The organism is Methanocaldococcus indicus (assembly GCF_049554935.1).
Taxonomy (GTDB): Archaea; AGJL01; Methanococci; order Methanococcales; family Methanocaldococcaceae; genus Methanocaldococcus; species Methanocaldococcus indicus.
This window is the reverse complement of sequence record NZ_CP186926.1, coordinates 463865-486636: the sequence shown is the minus strand read 5'-3', so window position 1 is coordinate 486636 and position 22772 is coordinate 463865. Positions and strand designations below refer to the sequence as shown.

The window sequence follows — 22772 nt, the reverse complement described above, 5'->3', positions numbered from 1 at the left end:
TTTAAATGTTTATGAGAGAGATTGAGCTAAGAGGACATATTATTGATAGTTTAATTTTACCAAAAGTTTTTGATAAAATCTTAGAATTAGGAGGAGATTATAAAGTTTTAGAGTTTGAAATTGGTAAGAGAAAGATAGACCCAAGTTATGCAAAAATATTAGTTATAGGAAAAGATGAACAACATTTAGACACTATTCTAAATGAATTAAGAGAACTTGGTGCTGAAATTCCTGAAATAGAGGAGGTTGAACTACAACCTGCTGAGAGAGATTGGGTCTTACCAGAAAATTTTTACTCTACAACAAATCATAAGACATTTATTAGATTTAGAGGACAATGGATAGAAGTTGAAAACCAAAAAATGGATGGAGCTATTGTTGTCTATCCAGAAGAGATGAGGGTAGAAGTAAAAACAATTAGACAGATAAAAAAAGGAGATTTGGTAGTTGTAGGGTATAAAGGAATTAGGGTTATTCCACCAGAAAAGCCAAGAGAACAGGGATTATTTGAGTTTATGAAATCTGAGGCATCATCTGAAAAACCTAAAAAGACAATTATAAGAAATATTGCAGAGGAGATGTATAAGATTAGAGAAAAAGTAAGAAGAGAAGGAAAGGGAGGAATTGTTGTAGTTGCAGGACCTGCTGTTGTGCATACAGGTGCAAGAGATGCATTAGCAAAGTTAATAAGAATGGGATATGTGCAAGCACTATTTTCAGGAAATGCTTTGGCTACTCATGATGCAGAAGTTTCCTTTTTTGGAACATCTTTGGGAATAGATTTAAAAACAGGGAAATCAGTTCCAGGAGGGCATAGTCATCATTTGAGAGCTATAAATAGAATTATGAGAGCTGGTTCTTTAAAAAAGGCAGTTGAAGAGGGATTATTAAAAGATGGGATTATGTATGAAGTTATAAAAAACAATATTCCTTATGTATTAGCAGGAAGTATTAGGGATGATGGTCCTCTACCAGATGTTATAACTGACGTTGTTGAAGCACAAAACAAGATGAGAGAACTATTAAAAGGAAAAGATATGGTTATTATGCTTTCAACTATGCTCCATTCAATTGCAACAGGTAATTTATTACCATCATGGGTTAAAACAATATGTGTAGATATTAATCAGGCAGTTGTAACTAAGTTGATGGATAGAGGAACTTCCCAAGCTATTGGTGTTGTTACAGATGTAGGAACTTTTTTATTATTGTTGGTTGAAGAGTTAGAGAGGTTAGAAAATGAGAGAAAAGGAACTAATAAAGAAGGGGATAGAGACAATAACAAAGTTAAAGAAGATGAAAAGAGTAGAGACAAAGAAAATATCTTACAAAGATGCTAAGCCAGGAAAAATAGACATTAATGAATTTAGAAATGCTATATATAGTTTATTAGAGGCAGATGACTATCTTTATAAAAAAGCCCCTAATCACTATTTAAATGAAGATGAAGCAAAAGAATTTTGTAAATTGATAATAAAAAGTATTAATTCATTGAATAAGTTATTATCTAACTTTGGCTATCATTATGAAAAAAAAGAACTAAATAAAAATGCATTATATATTGTATCAAGTAAAAAATTATTCAGAAAGCTTAAAAATAAAGGGTTGTATGTTGTCTCAACAGATGGATTCTTAGATATTGAAGATTATAAGAGTATTATCAAAGATGAAAAGGCATTATTAGGAATCAAGAAGAAAATTGAAATAACTAAAAAGAACATTGAAAAATTTATAAAGAAGATTAATCCAGAAAAGATTTATTTTGTTGTTTCTGATGAGGATGATTTAAAAGTTTATAGAAGAGCTAAGGAGCTTTATAATGCTGAGAAGGTAGATATTGATGACATTGAATGATGATATAATTGTTGTTGGTAAGAGAGTTAAAATCCCATTTTCAAAGGGAATTTTAGCAAGGTCCTTAACAGCTGCTGGATTAAAACCATCTGTCGCTTACAGGTTGGCTTTGGAAATATATGATATTTTAAAAAAGGAAAATATAACTGAAATTAAAAAAAATGAGCTAAGAAGAAGAGTATATTACTATCTACTATCAAAAGGTTTTGAAGATATAGCCAAAAGATACTTACTGTGGAGGATAGTTTTATCTAAGATGTCATTAGCTATTCTTATTGGAGGAGCAAGTGGTGTAGGAACTTCCACAATTGCCTTTGAGATAGCATCAAGGTTAGGAATACCAAGTGTTATTGGAACAGATTCTATAAGAGAAGTTATGAGAAAAACAATAACAAGAGATTTAGTCCCTACTTTATTTGAATCAAGTTATACAGCATGGAAAGTTTTAAAAGAAAATATCCAAAATGACAATAAGTATATTATTGGATTTGAAAGACACAGTGAGATAGTTTTAACAGGAGTAGGAGGAGTTATTAATAGATGTTTGGTAGAGGGGCAAAGTGTTATTATAGAAGGAACTCACATAGTCCCATCTCTGTTAGATGATAAATATCTTGAAAATCCATATATTATCCCTATTGTTTTAACTGTTAGTGATGAGGAACTACACAAAATGAGATTTTATTCAAGAGGTAAAGTTTCAAGCAGACCAACAGAGAGATATTTAAAACACTTTAAAATTATTAGGTTAATTAATGATTATATGGTAAAAACAGCTAAGCAGAAAGGTATTCCAGTTGTTGAAAATATTAAAATAAGCAAGACAGTTGAAGAATGTTTAAATATAATAACTAAAAGATTGATGGATATTATTGAAAATCAAGGTATAAAGTTAGAAGATTACTTAGAAGAGTTATCTGATTGAGATAGATAATAATCTATTAATTCTTCACCTTCTAAAAACACTAAATTATGTTTTTCAGCATATTTTTTAGCTTCATTTTTAGAGAGAGCATAACCATCATCTCCCATCATTTCACATATTGTTGTTATCGGGGTAAGTCCTGCCAATTCTGCCAATGCAACTGTCATCTCTGTATGACCTCTCCTATTTTTAACTAATCCTTCAACAGCCCTCAATAAGAATACATGACCTGGACTTCTAAACTCTTTCCCAAAATCATTAAATCTTTCTTCTTTAACCAATTCAGATAGTTTTTTAATTGTTAAAGCTCTATCTTTGTCAGTTATTCCTGTAAATGTCTCTCTATGGTTTATGGATATAGAGAAAGAAGATTTTTCATCATAAGGAATATCATTTGGATAGAGTTCTTCTAAAACTCTAAATTTTTCTTTTGCTACATCATAAATATCAACCATATAAGGAATTCTTAATTTTTCAGCTATCTTTGGATGTATAGCTACACAAATTAATCCTCCTGCATCTTTTCTTAACCTTTTTATATGTTCAGGAGTTATAAACTCTGAGGCAACAACCATATCAGTTTCTCCTTCTCTATCATCAGCATCATAAACTAAGACAATCTTTCCAGCTTTTAAATGTTTAATAGCTTTCTCTACGTTATTCATCTTTTCACTTCTATTTTTATAGTGTCACCATCTTTTAAGTTAAATTTCTCTCTTAACTTTATAGGAGCTATTATTTCTAATATATTTTTTTTGTGTTTTGTTTTTTTTGGTAAAACTATTCCACCAGAAATTTTAGTATCATTTATTAATATATTAACTGGAATTAATCTAATTCCATAATATTTTTTATTGTTGTGGGTAAAATCCTCTGTCTCAAAATATTTAAAATTGGAAAAGTCAATTTCATTATTTAAAAGAATATTTAAAGTGCCTTCATAAGGATAAAATCCTAAATACTTTTTAATATCTTCCTTATACTTCTTTATGGATAAATACTTTTTTCCCTCTCCCAATCCAGATACTACTTTTCCTTCAATAATCATTTTTTCAACAACTTCTCAGCTAAAATTCCAGCCCAAGATGCCTCTAAAATAACACTAACTAATATTGTTAAGAAACCAGATACTAATATTAAATGAGAGTATTCAGTAGGATTTGGAACAAATCTTGATATAACATCAATATGTTTCAATATCAATATAGCAGCTGTAACTGTTAAAGCAGCTGGAACTACTCCTCTTGGACCTTCTAAGGCAATATACAGCTTTTCTCCAAAATTAAATTTAGTTTTTATCAATGCTATAAATACACCTATTGGTCTTGCTATTAGTATAGATACTAATGCAACTATTAAACCAGGAACAAAGTACTTGAATAATACATCTAATTGCACACAAGCACCTAAGAAAACAAATATAAATATTCTTGACAATAATGCTAAAACATCTGAAAACTTAACAATACATTCATAGTCTTCTTTTTCTTCAGCTATTTTTGATAAATCATCTCCCAATATCAATGCCATTATTGCTATGGCCATATATCCTGAAAAACCATAACCTATTATTTTTGGGAATAGATATTCACCTAAATATAATAGAATCATAGCCCCTCCTAATACAAGAGGTGCAACATACTCGTAGAATTTAGCTCTTGTAATTACCCATTTGAATATTTTTGCTGCAATATATCCAACTATAATTGCTCCTCCAGCTAAAGAAATTAAATCAATTATTGGATTTACAGATTTTCCTAATCCTAATGTTGCTAAAACAAGAGTTGTTGCAACTATTCCAAGAGGGTCATTGAATATACTTTCTGCTTCTAATGTTATTGCTATTTCAGGATTTATTTTTACCTTGGAAAAGACAGGAATTAATGTAGCTGGGTCAGTTGCACATAATATAGCTCCAATAAGATATCCTGCTGGATTGTAGATATCCAAACCAGCTATAAGATTAAAAGCTAAGCCAGTAATTAATAAAGTAATAACCAATGCAATAGTATCTAACCTAATAACAGGACCCATAACATTTTTTAAAATAGACATCCTCATAGTGAAAGCTCCACCTAACAATATAAAAATTAGCCCAATTGGACCAACAATATCAAAAATGTCCATTGCTGATTTAGTGGGCATAATATGAAGAATTGGACCAATTAATACTCCAACTAAAAGTAATAATGGAATATCTGGAATATCAAATTTTTCAGCCAACTTAGCTACTAATGCTCCAAAAACTAATGTAACCCCTAAATAGAATATGCCTAATATCAGTTCCATAGTCTCACAAAAATAAAATTATTCATTGGAATAGGCAGAAGTTTGTAAGATTGCAATATCCAACCCTTCTTCTTCAGATTTTTTATCAACTCTTAACCCCATTATAATATCTAAACCTTTATAAATAATTAACCCTCCAACAATTGCAACTAATGCTATAACTATTGCTCCTATTATTTGCCCAATTAATGAAACTTCATTTGCATTCTTCAATAAAAATGGAACTCCAGCTAATACAACACCAATAAAACCACTCATAGCATGAACAGGACCAATAGCACAAACATCATCAATCTTTAATTTTTCTTCAATAAATTTAAATGTAAATGGTTGTTGAAATCCTGCTATTAATCCTACTATAAATGCTCCAATAGGTGTGAATAAATCAACTCCACTACATACAGCTACTAATCCAGCACACATACCATTAGCAGTATAGAGAGGGTCATTTTTTGAGCTTAAAGCACCTCCAATAATTCCTCCAGCTAATGCCATTGTGGTTGCTATTGCTACACTTACTAACTCTAAACCATCTCCCACAGCTGAAGCACTTCCTATATTAAATCCATACCATCCAAAAGCCAATATAAATGCTCCTAAAACTGCTATTGGTATATTATGTCCTGGAATTGCTCTTGGTTTTCCATCTATATACTTTCCAATTCTTGGACCTAAAACATAAGCAGCCATCAATCCTACTAACCCTCCAAATAAATGAACTACTCCACTTCCAGCAAAATCATGGTAATTAATTCCTAAACTTGCAAATCCTCCTCCCCATGCCAAATGTTCAACAATAGGATATAAAATACCACCTACAATTAAAGCACCAATAAAGTAAGGTAATATTTTTATTCTTTCAGCTACACCACCAGTTATAATTGTTACAGCTGCAGCTGCAAACATAACCATCTTCATCCACCAAGCCCCTAACTCAGCATCAAAATTACCTGTTATAAGTGGATATATATATTCAAAACCATAGGAAATACCATAACCAATAAAAAGATAGGCAATAAAAACAGCAGCTAAATCCAACAATTTTAAAACACAATGATATGCAACATTCTTAGCTCTAAATTGTCCTATTTCTAATGCTATAAATCCTGCCTTCATAAAGAATATTAATGATGCTGCCCATAAAAAGAAAAATACATCTATCCCTTTCATAACATAACCACCCATAGGAACTATTTTACCTACGTCCTAATTCCTAATTAGGTATATAACGGTTATTTAGGAAGGAAATTTCCTTCCTGGATTGGATTAGGTGAGTTTAATGAATAAAATTTATTATTCAGTGTTTGGAGCTGTTGTAGGAGATGCATTAGGAATGCCAACTGAAAATTTAAGAAAAGAGGAAATAAAAGAGTTGTATGGATATGTTGATGATTATGTTGAACCAAAGAATTATTTAAAAGGAAAGCTAAAAAAAGGACAATGGACAGATGATACTGAGCAAGCAATTGCTTTAATGAAGAGTTTAGAAAAAGAAGGAGTCAATATTGGAAAATTTGCTAAATATTTAATTGAATGGGCTGAAAAAAATCCTCCAGATATTGGGCTAACAACATTAAAAGCAATTGAAAAGCTAAAAAATAATGACTTTTCAGGTGTTGATGGTGAAAGTTGTGGAGCTGCTATGAGAATCTATCCTATCCCTCTTTACTATAAAGATTTGAAAATAATTAAGAGAGAAATTATAAAATCATCAAAAATAACACACAACAATCCTAAGGCAATTGCAGGAGCTTTGGCTATTGGGTTTTTTGTATATAAAGCTTTAAATGATGAGAAGAATTTGAAACTTTTAGATGAATGCTATACATATATAAAAGATATTGATAAAGAGATAGCTAAAAGAATCTTAGAAATTAAAAATTTTGAAGATGTTGATGATGCATATAACTACTTTGGCACTGGGGTTTTAGCTAAGGAAGTTGTTCCCTCTGCAATTGCAACATATCTATTAACTGACAATTTTAAGGAAGGAATGCTTAAATGTATAAATGCTGGAGGAGATACAGATAGTTTAGCATCAATGTATGGAGCAATTGCAGGAGCTTATTATGAAGATATTCCAAAAAGATGGATAACCAACCTATATAATAGAGAGTATATAGAATCTTTAATAAAAGAAGTTTTTGGTGATTGTTGTGTATGACACTATTATTATAGGTGCTGGCCCAGGAGGTTTAACTGCTGGAATATATGCAATGAGAGGAAAACTAAAAGCTTTATGTATTGAAAAAGAAAATGCTGGAGGCAGAATTGCTGAGGCTGGTTTAGTTGAAAATTATCCTGGATTTGTTAGTATAAGGGGTTATGAATTAGCTCAGAAATTTAAAGAGCATGCTGAACATTTTAAACTACCTATCATTTATGAGGAGGTTATAAAAATTGATGTCAAAGAAAAACCTTACAAAGTAATAACTAATAAAAATACTTATGAAACAAAAACAATAGTTATAGCTACTGGAACAAGACCAAAGACATTAAATATTGGTGAAGATAAATTTATTGGGAAAGGTGTAAGTTATTGCACAATGTGTGATGCCTTCTTTTATTTGAATAAGGATGTTATAGTTTATGGAAGAGATACATCAGCAGTAATGAGTGCTATTAACCTAAAAGATATTGCAAGAAAGATAATATTAATAACTGATAAGTCAGAGTTTAAAGTAGCTGAACCAATAATGTTAGATAAATTAAATGAAATAAAAAATTTAGAAGTTATTTATAATGCCAAACCAATTGAAATTTTAGGAAAAGAAAAAGCAGAAGGTTTAAAGATTGAGGTAAATGGAGAAATAAAAGAGGTTAAAGCAGATGGAATATTTATAAGCTTGGGGCATATTCCAAATACAGAATTTTTGAAAGATTCTGGAATTGAGTTAGATAAAAGAGGATATATTAAAACAGATGAAAACTGTAAAACTAATATTGATGGTGTTTATGCAGTTGGGGATGTAAGAGGAGGAGTTATGCAAGTAGCTAAAGCTGTAGGGGATGGTTGCATAGCAATGGCAAATATAATAAAGAACTTAAAGAACTTATAACTTTAAAAATAATGTTTATATACTTTAAACCACTAATTACCTTATACTATTTTTATAACAATAAATTTAAAAACTTTTAAATAGAAAATAATTCATTTTTTGGTGATATTAATATGATTTTTGCTATTAGGACAATATCAGGACAAGAAAAGAATATAGCAAATTTATTAGCCAAAAAGGCAGAAAAAGAACAACTAAATGTATATGCCATATTAGCAACAGAAAATTTAAAAGGATATTTGTTAGTTGAAGCTGAGAATGAGGATGAAGTTAAAGAACTCATTAAAGGAATGCCAAGAGTTAGAGGAATGGTTAAAGGAGTTATAACAATTGAAGAGGTTGAGCCGTTACTAACTCCAAAAAGAATTATTGAAAGCTTAGAGAAAGGAGATTTAGTAGAGATTATTGCTGGTCCATTTAAGGGAGAAAGGGCTAAAGTTATTAGAGTTGATAAAAATAAAGAAGAAGTTACATTAGAATTAGAGAATGCTGCTGTCCCTATCCCTATAACTGTTCCAGTTGAAAATGTAAAAATTATTAAAAAGAAGGAATAACTTTATATATTTGTTATTTATATTTCATAACACTAAATCTTATTTTTTTATAATTAATTATAATATTAGATAAATTAGGTGAGATTTATGGCTAAGGAGGTTGTTGAAGTATTAGTTACTGGAGGGAAAGCAACTGCAGGGCCACCACTTGGTCCAGCAATAGGTCCATTAGGAGTTAATGTAATGCAAGTAGTTAATGAGATAAACAAGAGAACAAAAGAATATGAAGGAATGCAAGTTCCAGTTAAGGTTATTGTTGATACTGAAAAAAGAACATTTGAGATAGAGGTTGGAATTCCTCCAACATCTGCATTAATAAAGAAAGAGCTTGGAATTGAAACAGCTGCTCATGAACCAAGACATGAAGTTGTTGGAAATTTAACAATGGAACAAGTAATTAAAATAGCTAAAATGAAATTTGATTCTATGCTATCTTACACATTAAAAAATGCAGCAAAAGAAGTTATTGGAACTTGTGGTTCAATGGGAGTTACTGTTGAAGGAAAAGACCCAAAAGAAGTAACAAAAGAGATTAATGAAGGGAAATATGATGAATTATTTAAAAAATATGAAAATAAAGAATAATTTTAATTTTTTAACTTTTTTCAAATGCAATCATTGCACTTAAAACTTTTTCATCTTCAAATGGCTTAGCCATAATTTGTAATCCTACTGGAATTCCATTTATATCTCCAGCTGGAATTGTTCCTGCTGGTAGTCCTGCTAAGTTTGCTATAACTGTTAGGACATCATAACTATACATATCCATTGGAGATAACTTTTCTCCTAATTTGTGAGGTAGTTTTGGAACAGTTGGAGAAACAATAATGTCAATATCTTTTAATATTCTAAATATTTCATTTCTCATTATATTTCTTGCTTTTAGAGCTTTTTTGTAGTATTTTCCACTGTACTCTTTTTGGCTAATTATTGAACCTATTGTTATTCTTCTTAGAACTTCATCTCCACAAACTTCTTCTATTCTATATCCATATCTTCTTCCATCATATTTTCTTGTTGCAGAGAAGAACTCAACATAATTTATTAAATAGTATGTTGGAAGAGCTAAATCAATATATTTATAGCTTAGCTCAACTATCTCACAACCTAAATCTTTAAAGACATCAATGGCCTTTTCTATCTTATTCATTATTTTCTCATCAGTAACTTTCATAAACTCCTTAACAACTCCAACTTTAAAGCCCTTAATATCTTTCTTTTTATATTCTGGGGTTTCAACTGTTGTATTATCTTTATCATCTAAACCTTTTATTATATTTGTTAATAATAAAGCATCTTCTGCTGTTTTTGTTATTGGTCCTATTTGGTCTAAACTCATAGCCAAATCAGCTAATCCATATCTACTAACAACTCCATAACTTGGTTTAAAGCCAACAACACCACAATGGGATGATGGATTTCTAATACTACCTCCTGTATCACTTCCTAATGCAAAATCACATAAATCAGCAGCAACTGCTGCTGCACTTCCACTTGAAGAACCTCCTGGAATTCTATCCTTTGCCTTAGGGTTTTTTGTTGGTCCAAAATAAGAAGTTTCTCCTGAACTTCCACAGGCAAACTCATCCATGTTTGTTATTCCTATTATTAAAGCTCCTGCATCTTTTAATTTTTTTACAACTGTTGCATCATAAGGAGCTATATAGTTCTCCAAAGTTTTAGAAGCACAAGAAATTGTATAACCTTCAACATTAATATTTGCTTTTATAGCAACAACTTTTCCATAAAGTGGCTTTTTCTTAGCTTTTTCATCTTTCTCTAATTTTTTTGCTTCTTCTACTATATTCTCATTTATCTCTAAGAATGCATTTAAATCTTTGTTTTTTTCTATTCTTTCTAAATATTCTTCAACTCTTTCAACTATCATTTACTATCCCTCAGCACACTCTTGGTATTGGGTCTCCAATTGGAGAGTCAATAATTCTCTTACCAATACCAGTATCAAGCAATACTCCTTTATGTTCCTTTGTTGCATATCCCACTATTTCAGCATTTTTTCCATATTTTGTTTTTCTTAATCTTCTTAAACACTCTTCTGCATCATCTCTATTAACTGCTATAATAACCTTTCCCTCATTTGCTATTGTTAATGGGTCTAATCCCAATATTTCACACAAACCTTTAACTTCTTCACTGATTGGTAATTTATCTTCCTCTATAACAATTCCTATATTACTCTTCTCTGCTAATTCATTTAGTGCATTAGCTACTCCTCCCCTTGTAGGGTCTTTCATTGCATGAATATCTAAATCTAAAATTTCCTCAATCATCTTATTTAGTGGAGAGACATCAGATTTTATATTTGTCTCAAATTCAAAGCCCTCTCTTTCCAATAGAATAGCTAATCCATGCTCAGCTATATTTCCAGATATTATTATAGCATCTCCTTCTTTAACATTACTATCCTTTAAAAGCTTTTTAACTATCCCTACTCCAGATGTATTTATTACAATATCATTAACACTATCTGATACTTTTGTATCCCCAGTTATTATAGGGACTTCTGCTTCTTTAGATGTTTCATTTATTGATTTAACTATTCTCTCTAACTTTTCATATTCAAAACCTTCAGGAAGTATGAATGAGAGTGTTAAAGCTAATGGTTTAGCACCAACAACAGCTAAGTCATTAACAGTCCCAGAGACAGCTAATCTACCAATATCTCCTCCTTTGAAAAATATAGGATTTACAGTATAGCTGTCAGTTGTTAGAGCTATTTCATTATCAAAAATTTTTATAGTTGATGAATCATCTAAATCATCCAAAGACAAAGAACCAGCTGATTTTAGCTCAATATTGTTTAAAATTAAATCTTTAATTAGTTGTTGCATTACAGTTCCTCCAGCACCATGAAGCTTAGTTATTTTCATTTAATCAACCTCATTCTTTTATGATTATAATTTTATCATTTTCTTTTAAATTTTTTGGATTATCTACTTCTACAATAATTTTATTTTCATTTATTTTTATTATCCTTCCAGAGTAGTAGTTGTTATTTAATAGCTTATCAAACAAATTTTTATAATAGTCAAATATTTTTATAAGCTCTTTACCTCTTTCTGTTAATTCAGTATATCCCTTGTTTGCTCCTCCTCTATGTGTAACAACAATACAATCCTTTAAATTATTCTCAATTTTTTTTATATAGTTCCAGACAAACTTATAAGACATATTTAGTTCCTTAGCTACCTTAGTTAGTTTCTTATGTTTATCTATACTTTTCAATATTTTTATTCCACCCTCTCCAATAATAAATTTATCATCTTTCTCAATCCATACCTTATATTTAACTTTCATAGATAATAACCCCAGACACTGTCAAGTTAACGACTTCAACCAATTGTAGAACATCATGAAACTTTTAATCCAGCTAACAACTGTATCGAATTTGCTGTTATTAGGAAACCTATTATAAAATGCTTTAGTTCTTCGTTTGAGTAGTGAGAAAAAGCTTTCTACACAATTTCTCAGTCCGAATCTGACTCTTTCAAATTCTAAACCCAATCTTTGCAATGCCCACGGATACCATCTTCCACCATCGACCAAAATCTTCGGCTTATTAGAGCAAAATTTTAATATACTCTTAACGAATAATATAGTATCGAGGCAGTTTCTTGTTTCAGAAACATAAACTCCCAAGCACTCTTTCGATTCAACATCAATAGCAGACCATACGTAAATATTTTCATTTCCAATCTTTAGTTTGGTCTCATCGATTGCAATTGCGTATCTTTCCTTTCTTTCAGGTTCGTTTAAAACATCTTTAATCTTGTGATAATAAGTCCTAACCGACTCATGGCTTATACTTTCGAATTGGGAACGAAACAAACTTACCTTCCTCAACGATAGTCCAAGATAATACAAAATCCCAGCTAAGATTTTAACTTCTATCGACTTCTTATTCCTTTTAAAAATCTTCTCCTCTTCGATTCTCTCCTTTAAGACTTCTATCGTGAGCTTCATATTTTATTATTTTTTATCAATTATTAATAAAAGCTTAACTTGACACTCTCCACTCTCCATTAAGTAGATTAAAAATATAACTAAAAACAAATTATAATATATTTGGTAACAATTGGAGTATAACTTAGTTATAATAAAATAAAATTAAGATTAAAAAATAAAATAAATTAAATATTAGAATTATATTGTCATTAAGTACATTATATTATTATAAGTATTCATTTACATAAACAATTCCTTCATGACCAGTTATAATATTCTTTTTTAGCATTTTTATTCTTCTTATACTTCCTTTTGCAGCTCTGAAATCAACAATATTTTCTGGAACTTTATTATTTAATATATTTTCTTTCAAAGGAGCAGCATCTCCAACAATTATATAATCTTCATATAATACTGATATAGAACCATAAGTATGTCCAGGAGTTTTTATTATTGTTATTTCTTCATTAGGAAATTTTTCTATTGGTTCAAATCCATAAATTTCATCAATTTCTGAATATAACATACATCCATCACATTTTTTTATACATTCATGTGCAGAAGCATATATATTAGCATCTTCAAACAAATCATTATTTTCAGTATGTCCTTTGTGAATATGGGTATTTATTATTATATCTATATCTTTTGGTTCAAAATTTAGCTCTTTGAGTTTAGAGATAATTAAATCCTTTTTATCTTTGGTTGATGTATCTACAATAATATTGTGTTCTTCTGTTATTATTAAAGTTACTGATGAAGATTTTCTATCACCTTCATATATAAGATGTAACATATTCTATCACCAATATGTTAGGAACTATCTTACCTTATACCGTAAGTTTTATATATAGTTTTCTATAATATATTTAGGAAGTAGGAAACCTAATTCCTATAAATGTTATAAAAATTTTCTTTGTGAGATTATGAAAAAAATTCTAATCATTATTCCCATACTTTTATTAGTTAGCATTTGTGGATGCACAAATAAAGAAAATTCAAAAGAGGTAATACATGCATATGTTGGAGCTGGAATGCAAGAGCCAATGGATGAAATTGGGAAGCTTTTTGAGAAAAAGTATGGAATAAAGGTTGAATATACCTATGCAGGAAGTGGATATTTATATTCTCAAATTTTAAGCTCAAAAAGTGGAGATATCTTTATGCCAGGGGCTTTATACTATGTAAATGAGTTAAAAAAGAAAGGTATGATTCTGAACTATACAAACATAACAAAGCATATTCCTGTTATTGTTGTACAAAAAGGGAATCCAAAACATATAACTTCAATACTTGATTTAGCAAAACCAGGTGTGAAAATAGCATTAGGAGATAGTAATATTGCAATTGGTAGAGCAACTAATAAGATATTTGAAAAGTTAGACAAAGATTATCCAGGAATTTCAGAAAAAATCAATAAAAATGTAGTTGTAAAAGGAGCTACTGTAAAGCAAGTTTTATTTTATGTTATGGAGAAACAAGTAGATGCTGCAATTGTTTGGAGGGCAGATGCAATTGAGAACAAGGATAAAGTGGATATAATTGATATATCTCCAAAATACAATGTTATAAAAACTATTCCAATAGCAATACTATCCACAACTAAAAATAAAGAAGCTGCTGAGAAATTTTACAATTTTGTAATAACAGATGGAAAGAAGATATTTAAAAAATATGGATTTGAAGTCATTTAGGGATAGTTATGTTCAAAGACAAAGAATTTGTATATATTATAAATATGCCATTAATTTTTTTTTCAATTATATTATTTGCTATCTTATTCGCAATACTATTGAATACATCATTAAATAACTTTATAGATGCTCTATTTTCTAATGAAGTATTATTTTCAGCTACTTTAAGTTTAAAAACATCTATTATTGCAATATTATTCTCTTTATTAGTTGGAGTGCCTTCTGGATACAGTTTAGCAAGATTCAAGTTTAGAGGAAAAGAACTTTTAGATAGTTTGATACATATACCTATATTATTACCTCCATTAGTTTTAGGTTTTGGTCTTCTATTATTTTTAGGAAATACCATTTTTGGTAAGTGGATATCTAACAATTTAATCAATTTTTTATTTAATCCTACAGGAATAGTTTTAGCACAGTTTATTATTGCCACTCCATTTATAATAAAAACAACAAGAGCAATATTTGAAAACATTGACATTAAGTATGAATATATTGCCCAAAGTTTAGGATTAAGTAGATGGGAAACTTTCTTAAAAGTGACTTTACCAATGGCAAAAAGTGGAATACTTGCAGGAATTGTTTTAGGTTGGGCAAGAGCTATTGGGGAGTTTGGAGCTACTCTAATGATTGCTGGAGCTATAAAAATGAAAACAGAAACTTTACCAATTGCCATATTTCTTAATTTCTCAATTTGTAATATAAATTTAGCTTTGTGTATTGCTATAATTCATATTATTATTGCTATTTTTGTTATCTTACTAATAAAACTTATATTATCATATAAATGGTGTTAATTATGGATTTTAGGGAGATACTAAAAGAACTTGCAGAAAAGAACAATCTACTAAATGAGGAAATTGAGATTAAGATAGCAGATACCAAGTTAGATATATCCAAAATAAGAGATTATCCACTAATGAGTGGAAAAGAAGTTTTATTGAGAGCTAATTTTAAGGGCTGTTATGGGGATGCATTCACAGATAAACCAAAAGAGTTTGTGGGAACTATTGAAGAGCTAATAAAAAATGGAAATAGAGCAGAGCTAATAGCTGCTATAAATGCAGTTATGAGATATTTAAATTTTGTGGATAAGACAGTTCATTGCACTGGAGATGAACCAGAAAAATGTGCAAAAGAATTGGTTAAATATTTAAAAGAACTAAAACCAAAAAAAATAGGGATTATAGGCTTCCAACCTGCATTTGTTAAAGAGATTGTTAATAACTTTGGAACTGAAAATGTTATAGTTAGTGATTTGAATCCTGAAAATATTGGAAAAATAAAATATGGAGCTAAAATTATTCATGGAAAGTATAATGAAGATTTAATAAAAAATTCAGATGTTATTTTAGCTACTGGTTCAACAATTGTTAATGGAACTTTTGAAGATATTTTCAATTTAGCCAAAAAATACAATAAAAAAATTATTTTCTATGGCACTTCTATAGCAGGATTGGCTAAATTATTGAACTTAGAAAGATTTTGTATATATGGTAGATAATTATGCTAACAATAGATAACCTAAAAAAAAAGTTAGCATATTTTACACTTGAAATTGATGAACTCACAATAAATAAAAATGATTATTTTGTTGTTTTAGGACCGAGTGGGAGTGGAAAAACTACTTTATTAGAAATTATAGCAGGATTCAGAAAACCTGATGATGGAAGAATTTACTTAAATGGAGAAGATATAACAGATACACCATTAAACAAAAGAAAAATAGTAATGTGTCATGGAAAATATCTATTTCCCCATTTAAATGTTAGGGAAAATATAGGAATTGGAATAAAAGACAAAAAATTAAGAGAAGAAAAAGTTTATGAAATAGCTGAGCAACTAAATATAACTCATCTCTTAGATAGAAAGCCTAATACACTAAGTAATGGAGAACAGCAAAGAGTAGCTTTGGCCAGAGCATTAGTAGTAGAGCCAGAGGTTATTTTATTAGATGAACCATTAAATGCATTGGATAGATTAACTCATGAAAATTTAATATTGGAACTAAAAAAACTTCATAGTAATACTGATATTACATTTATTCATGTCACTCATGACTTCATTGAAGCTATAGCATTAGCCAATAAACTCTCAATAATAAGAAATGGAAAGATTGAACAATTTGGGGAAATAGATGATATCATAACTAATCCAAAAAACGAATTTGTTGCAAGATTTGTTGGATATAAGAACTTCTTAAAAGGAAAAATTAAGAAAGAAGATAACCAATATATTTTTAGAGGGGGTTTAGATATCTATCTCAATGAGCCTTATAATGAAGGAGATGCAATTTTAGCCATAAGACCTGAGGATATTATGTTAGTAGGAGAAAAAGGATGTAGATATCATTATAATAAATACAATCTATTTGATGCAAAGATAGTTGATGTATATCATCTAAGTTTATCAACTGTTAGAGCTATTTTAGATGTTGATGGTGTAGAACTAATTTGTGAAGTTATAAGGTCAAAAGCTAATAGGATGAATCTAAGGAAAGGAATGAGAGTTAAAATATCAATATCTTCTTCTGTTGTTATACAAAACTAAAATTTTTGGTGGAAGAATGATAAAAGGAAGAGTCTGGAAATTTGGGGATGATATAGACACAGACATAATAATTCCAGGAGCTTATTTAAAAACAACAAATCCTTATGAGTTGGCTAAGTATTGTATGTATGGAATAGACAAAGATTTTTCAAAGAAAGTTAAAGAAGGAGATATAATAGTTGCAGGAGAAAATTTTGGATGTGGTTCTTCAAGAGAGCAAGCTGTTCTGTCTATAAAATACTTAGGAATTCAAGCGGTTGTAGCTAAAAGTTTTGCAAGAATCTTTTATAGAAACGCAATAAATAACGGATTAATTCCAATATTGGCAAATACTGATGAGATAGGGGAAGGAGATATTATTGAGATAGATTTAGATAAAGAGGAAATAAAGATTTTAAATAAAAATAAAACTATTAAATGTTCATCTCCTAAGGGCATTGAAAGAGAGATTCTTAATGCTGGTGGGCTAATTTACTATTTTAAGATGAAATACAAATCTTAATTTTTTTTACATGTTTAGGAATAAAGTTTCTTATTACCGAAAACTTTATATATTAATTATTGACAATAATATTATTGTCAATAGGAAATAAGCTTCCTACTACCTAACAAAAAAATAAGGTGATATAGTATGTCAATGTATGATGAAATTGCTCCAAATGCAAAAAAAGTAGCAATTTATGGTAAAGGAGGTATTGGTAAATCAACCACAACACAAAATACAGCAGCAGCATTAGCATACTACTACAATTTAAAAGGAATGATTCATGGTTGTGACCCAAAAGCAGATTCTACAAGAATGATTCTTCATGGAAAACCACAAGAAACTGTTATGGATGTATTAAGAGAAGAAGGAGAAGAAGGAGTTACATTAGAAAAAGTAAGAAAAGTAGGATTTGGAGGTATCTTGTGTGTAGAATCTGGAGGTCCAGAACCAGGAGTAGGATGTGCTGGAAGAGGGGTTATAACTGCTGTTAATTTGATGATAGAATTAGGAGGATATCCTGATGATTTAGATTTCTTATTCTTTGATGTTCTTGGGGATGTTGTTTGTGGAGGATTCGCAATGCCATTAAGGGATGGATTAGCAAAGGAAATATATATAGTATCTTCAGGAGAAATGATGGCAATCTATGCAGCTAACAACATAGCTAAAGGTATATTAAAATATGCAGAACAATCTGGAGTTAGATTGGGAGGAATTATCTGTAATTCAAGAAAAGTAGATGGCGAAAAAGAGTTAATGGAAGAATTCTGTGATAAATTAGGAACTAAATTAATTCACTTTATACCAAGAGATAATATTGTCCAAAAAGCTGAATTTAACAAGATGACAGTTGTTGAATTTGCTCCAGACCATCCACAAGCTCATGAATATAAAAAATTAGGTAAGAAAATTATGGACAATGATGAGTTAGTTGTTCCAACACCATTATCTATGGAAGAACTTGAAAAATTAGTTGAGAAATATGGAATAGTTGATTAAAGGTGAAAATTTGAAACTAATAAAAGCTATTATCAGGCCTGAAAAAACTGATGATGTAATAGATGCCTTAGAAAAAGCAGGATATCCATCATTTACAAAGATTGATGTTGTTGGTAGAGGAAAACAAGGGGGAATAAAAATTGGAGAGATATTTTATGATGAACTTCCAAAAACTTTGTTGCTGATTGGTGTTAATGATGATGAAGTTGATGAAGTTGTTAATATTATAAAAACTAATGCACACACTGGAAATTATGGAGATGGAAAAATTTTCATACAGCCAATTGATGAGGTCTATACTATAAGAACTGGAAGTAAAGAGTTGTGAGAAAATGAAAGAAATTTTAGCAATTATTAGACCTAATAAAGTATCTCAGACAGTTAAAGCACTTGAAGCTGTTGGATTTCCTGCTTTAACGATTATTAAATGTTTTGGTAGAGGAAAAGAAAAAGGTTATATTGATGCATATCTTCCAGAAGGAATTGATAAAGAAAAAATAATAGAAGAAGGTGAAAAATTAGGGCTAAAAATAAAATATATTCCAAAAAGAATGTTATCAATTGTAGTAAATGATGAAGATGTTCCATTGGTTATAGGCATTATAACAAAAATAAACAGGACAGGAAAGCCAGGTGATGGAAAAATATTTGTTATACCTACAGAAGAAGCTATTAGAATTAGAACTGGAGAATTTGGAGAAGAAGCTATAGGAAATTAAAATTAAAGTTAAAATTAAAGGTGAAAAAATGCCATTTGTTTTGTTAGATTGTGACAAACCAATCCCTGAAAGAATGAAACACACCTACATTTATGACCCAGAGGAGGAAATAATTCCTGCATGTAATATTAAAACAGTTCCAGGAGATTTAACTGAGAGAGGTTGTTCCTTTGCAGGAAGTAGAGGAGTCGTAGGTGGGCCTGTAAAAGATGTTATTCATATGGTTCATTCACCAGTTGGATGTGCATATTACACATGGGGAACAAGAAGAAATCTGTCAGACAATGAACTACATAGAAGATACTGCTTTACAACAGATATGCAAGAGGCTGATGTTGTTTATGGCGGTGAAAAGAAATTAGAAAAGGCATGTTTAGAAGCTATAAAAGAATTTCCAGAAGCAAAAGGTATTTTTATTTATGCTACATGCACTTCTGGACTAATTGGAGATAATTTAGATGCAGTAGCAAGAAAAGTAGAAGAAAAAATAGGAAAACCAGTATTTGTATGTAATTGTCCAGGATATGCAGGAGTTTCACAATCAAAAGGACATCACGTCTTTAATATATCATTTTATAGATGGCTAAAAAAAGCAAGAGAAAGATATCCAGAAAAATGTTTAAAAGAGGAAGAAAAAACTCCTTATGACGTTGCAATAATTGGAGATTACAATATGGATTGGGATGTTGCAGTTATAAAAGAGTTATTTGAAAAAATTGGATGTAGAATTGTAGCTGTATTTACTGGAAATGCATCATTAGATGATTTATTCAAATTACCAGATGTTAAATTAAATATTGTCCATTGTCAAAGGTCTGCCAACTATATTGCTGAATTGATAGAAGATGGCTTCAATATTCCAAAAATTTGGGTTTCACTCTTTGGAATAGAACAAACAGCTGAGGCTTTAAGAAAAACTGCCGAAGTATTAGGAATTCCAATGGATAGGGTAGAGAAAGTTATAGAAGAAGAATTAGAAGCTATTAAGCCACAATTAGAGTTTTATAAATCTAAATTAGAAGGAAAAAGATGTCTAATTTATGTTGGAGGTCCAAGAACATGGCATTGGATTAGAGTTATGAAAGAGTTGGGAATAGATGTTGTAGTAGCATGTTGTACATTTGCACATGAAGATGATTATGAAAAGTTGAATAAAAACTTAAAAAAGGCTGGACTAAAAGGAACTTTGGTTATTGATGCTCCAAATGAATTAGAATTAGAGGAAGCAGTGGCTAAATACAAACCAGATTTCATGCTTACAGGATTGAAAGAGAGATATTTATTTAGAAAGTATGGAGTTCCAACAATTAACTCTCACAGTTATGAACAAGGACCCTATGCATGCTTCAAAGGATTTGTTAATTTTGCAAGAGATATTTATAAAGCAGTTTATCATCCAATTTGGAATATTTTAAAAGAAGGTGAAGAAAAATTCAAAGAATTTAAGAAAAATTCTTAAATTTAATTTTTTGGTGATATTTATGGGAATTACTTATGTTGAAAAACAGAGAGCAGGGACTATAAACCCAAACAAAACATGCCAACCAATTGGTGCAATGTGGGCAACCTTAGGAGTTCATAGGGGAATTCCTTTTGTTCAAGGTTCTCAAGGTTGTTGTACTTATGTAAGATATACATTTAATAGACATTTTAGAGAACCAGCAACTATTGCAGTTGCATCATTTCATGAAGATGCAGCAGTATATGGAGGAATGAGGAATTTAGTTGAGGGAATTAGAAATTTAGTAGCAAGATATGATCCAGATTTAATTTCAGTTGTTACAACATGTTCCTCTGAAACAATTGGAGATGACATAGAAGCATTTATTAGAGCTGCTAGGAAGAAGATAGCTAAAGAATTTGGAGAAGAAAAAGCAAAACTGCCAATAATTCCAGTTCATTGTCCATCATATCAATCAAGTCATGTAAAAGGATATGATAATGCTGTTAAAGCATTCTTCCAATACTTTACAGCTGGAAAAAAAAGAGATGAAGATAAAGATGGGAAAATATTTATAGTTCCTGGATTTGGAGTAAATCCTGGAGACATTTTAGAAATAAAAAGAATATTTGAAATGTTTGAATTAAAAGAAGGAAAAGATTATTCAGTTTTATTTGATATTTCAGAGACCTTATATCAACCTTTAAGAGAGCCAATAAAAGAGGTTCCATATTATCCAAAAGGTGGAACAAAAGTTGAAGAATTTGAAGAGTTAATAAATGCTAAGGCAATATTTGTATTATGCAGACATGCTGGAGGTGGAGGAGCTTTATTCTTACAAAGAAGATACAAAATTCCTGTATATTATGGATTACCAATAGGGATAGAGAATACTGATGAGTTTATTATCAATATTGCAAAGATAACTGGATTAGACATTCCTGATAAATTGTTAGATGAAAGAGGTAAATTAATAGATGCAATTGTTGATACAGTACATTATACAATGGACAAGAAGGTTGGAATATTTGGAGACCCAGATTTTGTAGTTGCATTATCAAGATTTGCATGTGAGATGGGACTAAAACCAGTAGTTGTAAATACTCAAACTCCATCTACAACTTACAAAAAAGATATGGAAAAGATAGCAGAAAAATATAATATAGACATAGAAGTGCAATATTCTGATTTATGGGACTTTGAAAAATCTGTTAAAAAGATAGGAGTTGATTTATTAATTGGTCATCCAAGAGGTGGAAAAAGGTTAGCAGATGACTTAAATATTGGTTTAGTAAGAGTAGGATTTCCAATTTATGATAGAGTAGGGCATTTTAGATGGCCAATAGTTGGATATATGGGTAGTTTAAGATTATTTGATGATATAGTTAATACTATATTAGATACACAAATACCATGGGACCAAAAACAACAGTGATATGATGATAGTTGAATTTAAGAAATATGATGAATATGGGAATATTGTTGAAGGTGATGATTTCCATTGTATAGTATTCTACATAAAGGAAGATAAAATTCCTCATGAGAATTCTATACTTTTTGAAGCAGTGAAAGTTAAAAATATTCCTGGGATAGTTGCTAAATATTTAATAGATGAGATAGAAAGTGGATATGGAAAACCTGAAGAACTTGAAAATGTAGAAGACCTGAAAAAATATGGAGTTCCAGATGATATAATAGAATTTATAAAAGATGAATTAAAAAAATATAATATAGATTGGTTATTTAAAGTTAGGGAGAGTGAGTAATTATGTGTTATGGTAAAATTGGGACATTTAGAGGATTTAAAATTGTAAATAATAATTTAAAAGTTCCCCTAATTGAAATAGATGGTGTAGTTAGAGAAATAAATGTTCCAGTTCCTAATAATATAAAGAAAGGAGACAGAATAATGGTTTATAATTCCTATGACATTCCTTATGACTTTAACTATATACATATTAATTTAAATTTGGACAGATTCATTAACATTCTAAAAATGATTGCTTTGAAAATTAGATTCTCATTAGGTGGTATTGTTGGTTATACAAATAAACTATGACTTATGCAGAGGTCCAGATTGTGCAGAATGTGTAAATAACTGTCCTATGGAAGTTTTTGAAATTCAAGGAGATAAAGTAGTTGTAGCAAGAGAAGAAGAATGTACTCTTTGTGGAGTTTGTAAAGATGTTTGTCCTACTAATGCAATTATCTTAGAAGAGTAATTTTTTTTATTTT

At 29.9% G+C, this 22772-nt stretch carries 29 protein-coding genes; 20 read left to right on the top strand and 9 right to left on the bottom strand.

Annotation, left to right across the window (positions count from 1 at the left end):
- The first annotated feature begins 5 nt into the window (after window positions 1-5).
- Genes ACPB8Q_RS02770 through ACPB8Q_RS02760 form a run of 3 tightly spaced genes read left to right on the top strand, consistent with a single transcriptional unit; the run spans window position 6 to window position 2779 of the window.
- Window positions 6-1340 (top strand): TIGR00300 family protein, encoded by a 1335-nt coding sequence (locus tag ACPB8Q_RS02770; RefSeq protein ID WP_423793151.1) that lies wholly within the window; start codon window positions 6-8, stop codon window positions 1338-1340.
- Window positions 1240-1854 carry a DUF2100 domain-containing protein gene (locus ACPB8Q_RS02765; RefSeq protein ID WP_423793150.1) on the top strand — a complete coding sequence of 205 codons (615 nt, stop codon included), beginning with the start codon at window positions 1240-1242 and terminating at the stop codon, window positions 1852-1854. The genes ACPB8Q_RS02770 and ACPB8Q_RS02765 overlap by 101 nt, the downstream gene beginning before the upstream one ends.
- Window positions 1841-2779, top strand: a complete 939-nt coding sequence (locus ACPB8Q_RS02760; RefSeq protein ID WP_423793149.1) for a 2-phosphoglycerate kinase — start codon at window positions 1841-1843, stop codon at window positions 2777-2779. Before ACPB8Q_RS02765 ends, ACPB8Q_RS02760 begins: the two co-directional genes overlap by 14 nt.
- Here ACPB8Q_RS02760 and ribB read toward each other — a convergent pair.
- From ribB to amt, 4 genes are read right to left on the bottom strand one after another with little or no spacing between them, the layout of a single operon-like run.
- Window positions 2755-3444: a 3,4-dihydroxy-2-butanone-4-phosphate synthase gene (gene ribB, locus ACPB8Q_RS02755; RefSeq protein WP_423793148.1), complete on the bottom strand. Its 690-nt coding sequence runs from the start codon at window positions 3442-3444 to the stop codon at window positions 2755-2757. The two genes, ACPB8Q_RS02760 and ribB, sit on opposite strands and share 25 nt — an antisense overlap.
- Window positions 3441-3827 carry a CTP-dependent riboflavin kinase gene (gene ribK / locus ACPB8Q_RS02750; protein WP_423793147.1) on the bottom strand — a complete coding sequence of 129 codons (387 nt, stop codon included), beginning with the start codon at window positions 3825-3827 and terminating at the stop codon, window positions 3441-3443. Before ribK ends, ribB begins: the two co-directional genes overlap by 4 nt.
- Entirely contained in the window at window positions 3824-5068 is a 1245-nt protein-coding gene (locus ACPB8Q_RS02745) for a cation:proton antiporter (RefSeq protein ID WP_423793146.1), read from the bottom strand. The genes ribK and ACPB8Q_RS02745 overlap by 4 nt, the downstream gene beginning before the upstream one ends.
- 18 nt (window positions 5069-5086) lie before the next feature.
- A complete protein-coding gene (amt, locus tag ACPB8Q_RS02740; RefSeq protein WP_423793145.1) occupies window positions 5087-6238 on the bottom strand; it encodes an ammonium transporter in 1152 nt (383 codons plus the stop codon).
- Between the two features lie 109 nt (window positions 6239-6347).
- Here amt and ACPB8Q_RS02735 point away from each other — a divergent pair, with 109 nt between their 5' ends.
- The 4 genes from ACPB8Q_RS02735 (at window position 6348) to ACPB8Q_RS02720 (ending at window position 9266) form a co-directional block, all read left to right on the top strand.
- Window positions 6348-7232 carry an ADP-ribosylglycohydrolase family protein gene (locus tag ACPB8Q_RS02735; protein ID WP_423793144.1) on the top strand — a complete coding sequence of 295 codons (885 nt, stop codon included), beginning with the start codon at window positions 6348-6350 and terminating at the stop codon, window positions 7230-7232.
- A complete protein-coding gene (trxR, locus tag ACPB8Q_RS02730; protein WP_423793143.1) occupies window positions 7225-8127 on the top strand; it encodes a F420-dependent thioredoxin reductase in 903 nt (300 codons plus the stop codon). The genes ACPB8Q_RS02735 and trxR overlap by 8 nt, the downstream gene beginning before the upstream one ends.
- A 113-nt stretch (window positions 8128-8240) precedes the next feature.
- Window positions 8241-8681, top strand: a complete 441-nt coding sequence (locus ACPB8Q_RS02725; RefSeq protein ID WP_423793142.1) for a transcription elongation factor Spt5 — start codon at window positions 8241-8243, stop codon at window positions 8679-8681.
- An 87-nt stretch (window positions 8682-8768) separates the two neighbouring features.
- The gene (locus ACPB8Q_RS02720; protein ID WP_423793141.1) at window positions 8769-9266 is read left to right on the top strand and encodes a 50S ribosomal protein L11; all 498 of its coding nucleotides are present in this window, start codon (window positions 8769-8771) and stop codon (window positions 9264-9266) included.
- A 10-nt stretch (window positions 9267-9276) separates the two neighbouring features.
- Here ACPB8Q_RS02720 and gatA read toward each other — a convergent pair whose 3' ends face one another.
- The 5 genes from gatA to ACPB8Q_RS02695 all read right to left on the bottom strand — a co-directional run bounded on the left by gatA (window position 9277) and on the right by ACPB8Q_RS02695 (window position 13443).
- Window positions 9277-10569 (bottom strand): Asp-tRNA(Asn)/Glu-tRNA(Gln) amidotransferase subunit GatA, encoded by a 1293-nt coding sequence (gene gatA / locus ACPB8Q_RS02715; protein ID WP_423793140.1) that lies wholly within the window; start codon window positions 10567-10569, stop codon window positions 9277-9279.
- Between the two features lie 10 nt (window positions 10570-10579).
- The gene (hypE, locus tag ACPB8Q_RS02710) at window positions 10580-11572 is read right to left on the bottom strand and encodes a HypE family hydrogenase expression/formation protein (RefSeq protein ID WP_423793139.1); all 993 of its coding nucleotides are present in this window, start codon (window positions 11570-11572) and stop codon (window positions 10580-10582) included.
- Window positions 11573-11582: 10 nt separating this feature from the next.
- Complete coding sequence (locus ACPB8Q_RS02705) at window positions 11583-11999, bottom strand: winged helix-turn-helix domain-containing protein (RefSeq protein ID WP_423793138.1); 417 nt, start codon at window positions 11997-11999, stop codon at window positions 11583-11585.
- Window positions 12000-12020: 21 nt separating this feature from the next.
- Window positions 12021-12665 (bottom strand): IS6 family transposase, encoded by a 645-nt coding sequence (locus ACPB8Q_RS02700; protein ID WP_423793137.1) that lies wholly within the window; start codon window positions 12663-12665, stop codon window positions 12021-12023.
- 208 nt (window positions 12666-12873) lie between these two features.
- Entirely contained in the window at window positions 12874-13443 is a 570-nt protein-coding gene (locus ACPB8Q_RS02695) for an MBL fold metallo-hydrolase (protein WP_423793136.1), read from the bottom strand.
- A 130-nt stretch (window positions 13444-13573) separates the two neighbouring features.
- On the opposite strand from ACPB8Q_RS02695, the gene modA reads away from it, so the two are divergent.
- From modA to ACPB8Q_RS02630, 13 genes are all read left to right on the top strand, one after another.
- Window positions 13574-14341 carry a molybdate ABC transporter substrate-binding protein gene (modA, locus tag ACPB8Q_RS02690; protein WP_423793135.1) on the top strand — a complete coding sequence of 256 codons (768 nt, stop codon included), beginning with the start codon at window positions 13574-13576 and terminating at the stop codon, window positions 14339-14341.
- 8 nt (window positions 14342-14349) lie between these two features.
- The gene (locus tag ACPB8Q_RS02685) at window positions 14350-15138 is read left to right on the top strand and encodes an ABC transporter permease (RefSeq protein ID WP_423793134.1); all 789 of its coding nucleotides are present in this window, start codon (window positions 14350-14352) and stop codon (window positions 15136-15138) included.
- 2 nt (window positions 15139-15140) lie between these two features.
- A complete protein-coding gene (locus ACPB8Q_RS02680) occupies window positions 15141-15845 on the top strand; it encodes a Rossmann-like domain-containing protein (RefSeq protein WP_423793133.1) in 705 nt (234 codons plus the stop codon).
- A 2-nt stretch (window positions 15846-15847) separates the two neighbouring features.
- A complete protein-coding gene (locus ACPB8Q_RS02675) occupies window positions 15848-16891 on the top strand; it encodes an ABC transporter ATP-binding protein (RefSeq protein ID WP_423793132.1) in 1044 nt (347 codons plus the stop codon).
- Window positions 16892-16907: 16 nt separating this feature from the next.
- Window positions 16908-17393, top strand: coding sequence for a homoaconitase small subunit (gene hacB, locus ACPB8Q_RS02670; protein WP_423793131.1), 486 nt, complete (start codon window positions 16908-16910; stop codon window positions 17391-17393).
- 129 nt (window positions 17394-17522) lie between these two features.
- A complete protein-coding gene (gene nifH, locus ACPB8Q_RS02665; RefSeq protein WP_423793130.1) occupies window positions 17523-18377 on the top strand; it encodes a nitrogenase iron protein in 855 nt (284 codons plus the stop codon).
- A gap of 10 nt (window positions 18378-18387) precedes the next feature.
- Window positions 18388-18705 (top strand): P-II family nitrogen regulator, encoded by a 318-nt coding sequence (locus ACPB8Q_RS02660; RefSeq protein ID WP_423793129.1) that lies wholly within the window; start codon window positions 18388-18390, stop codon window positions 18703-18705.
- A 4-nt stretch (window positions 18706-18709) separates the two neighbouring features.
- Window positions 18710-19096, top strand: a complete 387-nt coding sequence (locus ACPB8Q_RS02655; protein WP_423793128.1) for a P-II family nitrogen regulator — start codon at window positions 18710-18712, stop codon at window positions 19094-19096.
- A 28-nt stretch (window positions 19097-19124) separates the two neighbouring features.
- Window positions 19125-20555 carry a nitrogenase component I subunit alpha gene (locus ACPB8Q_RS02650; RefSeq protein WP_423793127.1) on the top strand — a complete coding sequence of 477 codons (1431 nt, stop codon included), beginning with the start codon at window positions 19125-19127 and terminating at the stop codon, window positions 20553-20555.
- A 22-nt stretch (window positions 20556-20577) separates the two neighbouring features.
- A complete protein-coding gene (locus ACPB8Q_RS02645) occupies window positions 20578-21972 on the top strand; it encodes a nitrogenase component 1 (RefSeq protein WP_423793126.1) in 1395 nt (464 codons plus the stop codon).
- 4 nt (window positions 21973-21976) lie between these two features.
- Window positions 21977-22303 carry a hypothetical protein gene (locus tag ACPB8Q_RS02640; RefSeq protein ID WP_423793125.1) on the top strand — a complete coding sequence of 109 codons (327 nt, stop codon included), beginning with the start codon at window positions 21977-21979 and terminating at the stop codon, window positions 22301-22303.
- Between the two features lie 2 nt (window positions 22304-22305).
- Window positions 22306-22596, top strand: a complete 291-nt coding sequence (locus ACPB8Q_RS02635) for a hypothetical protein (RefSeq protein ID WP_423793124.1) — start codon at window positions 22306-22308, stop codon at window positions 22594-22596.
- Window positions 22574-22759: a 4Fe-4S binding protein gene (locus ACPB8Q_RS02630; protein WP_423793123.1), complete on the top strand. Its 186-nt coding sequence runs from the start codon at window positions 22574-22576 to the stop codon at window positions 22757-22759. The genes ACPB8Q_RS02635 and ACPB8Q_RS02630 overlap by 23 nt, the downstream gene beginning before the upstream one ends.
- Window positions 22760-22772 lie beyond the last annotated feature (13 nt).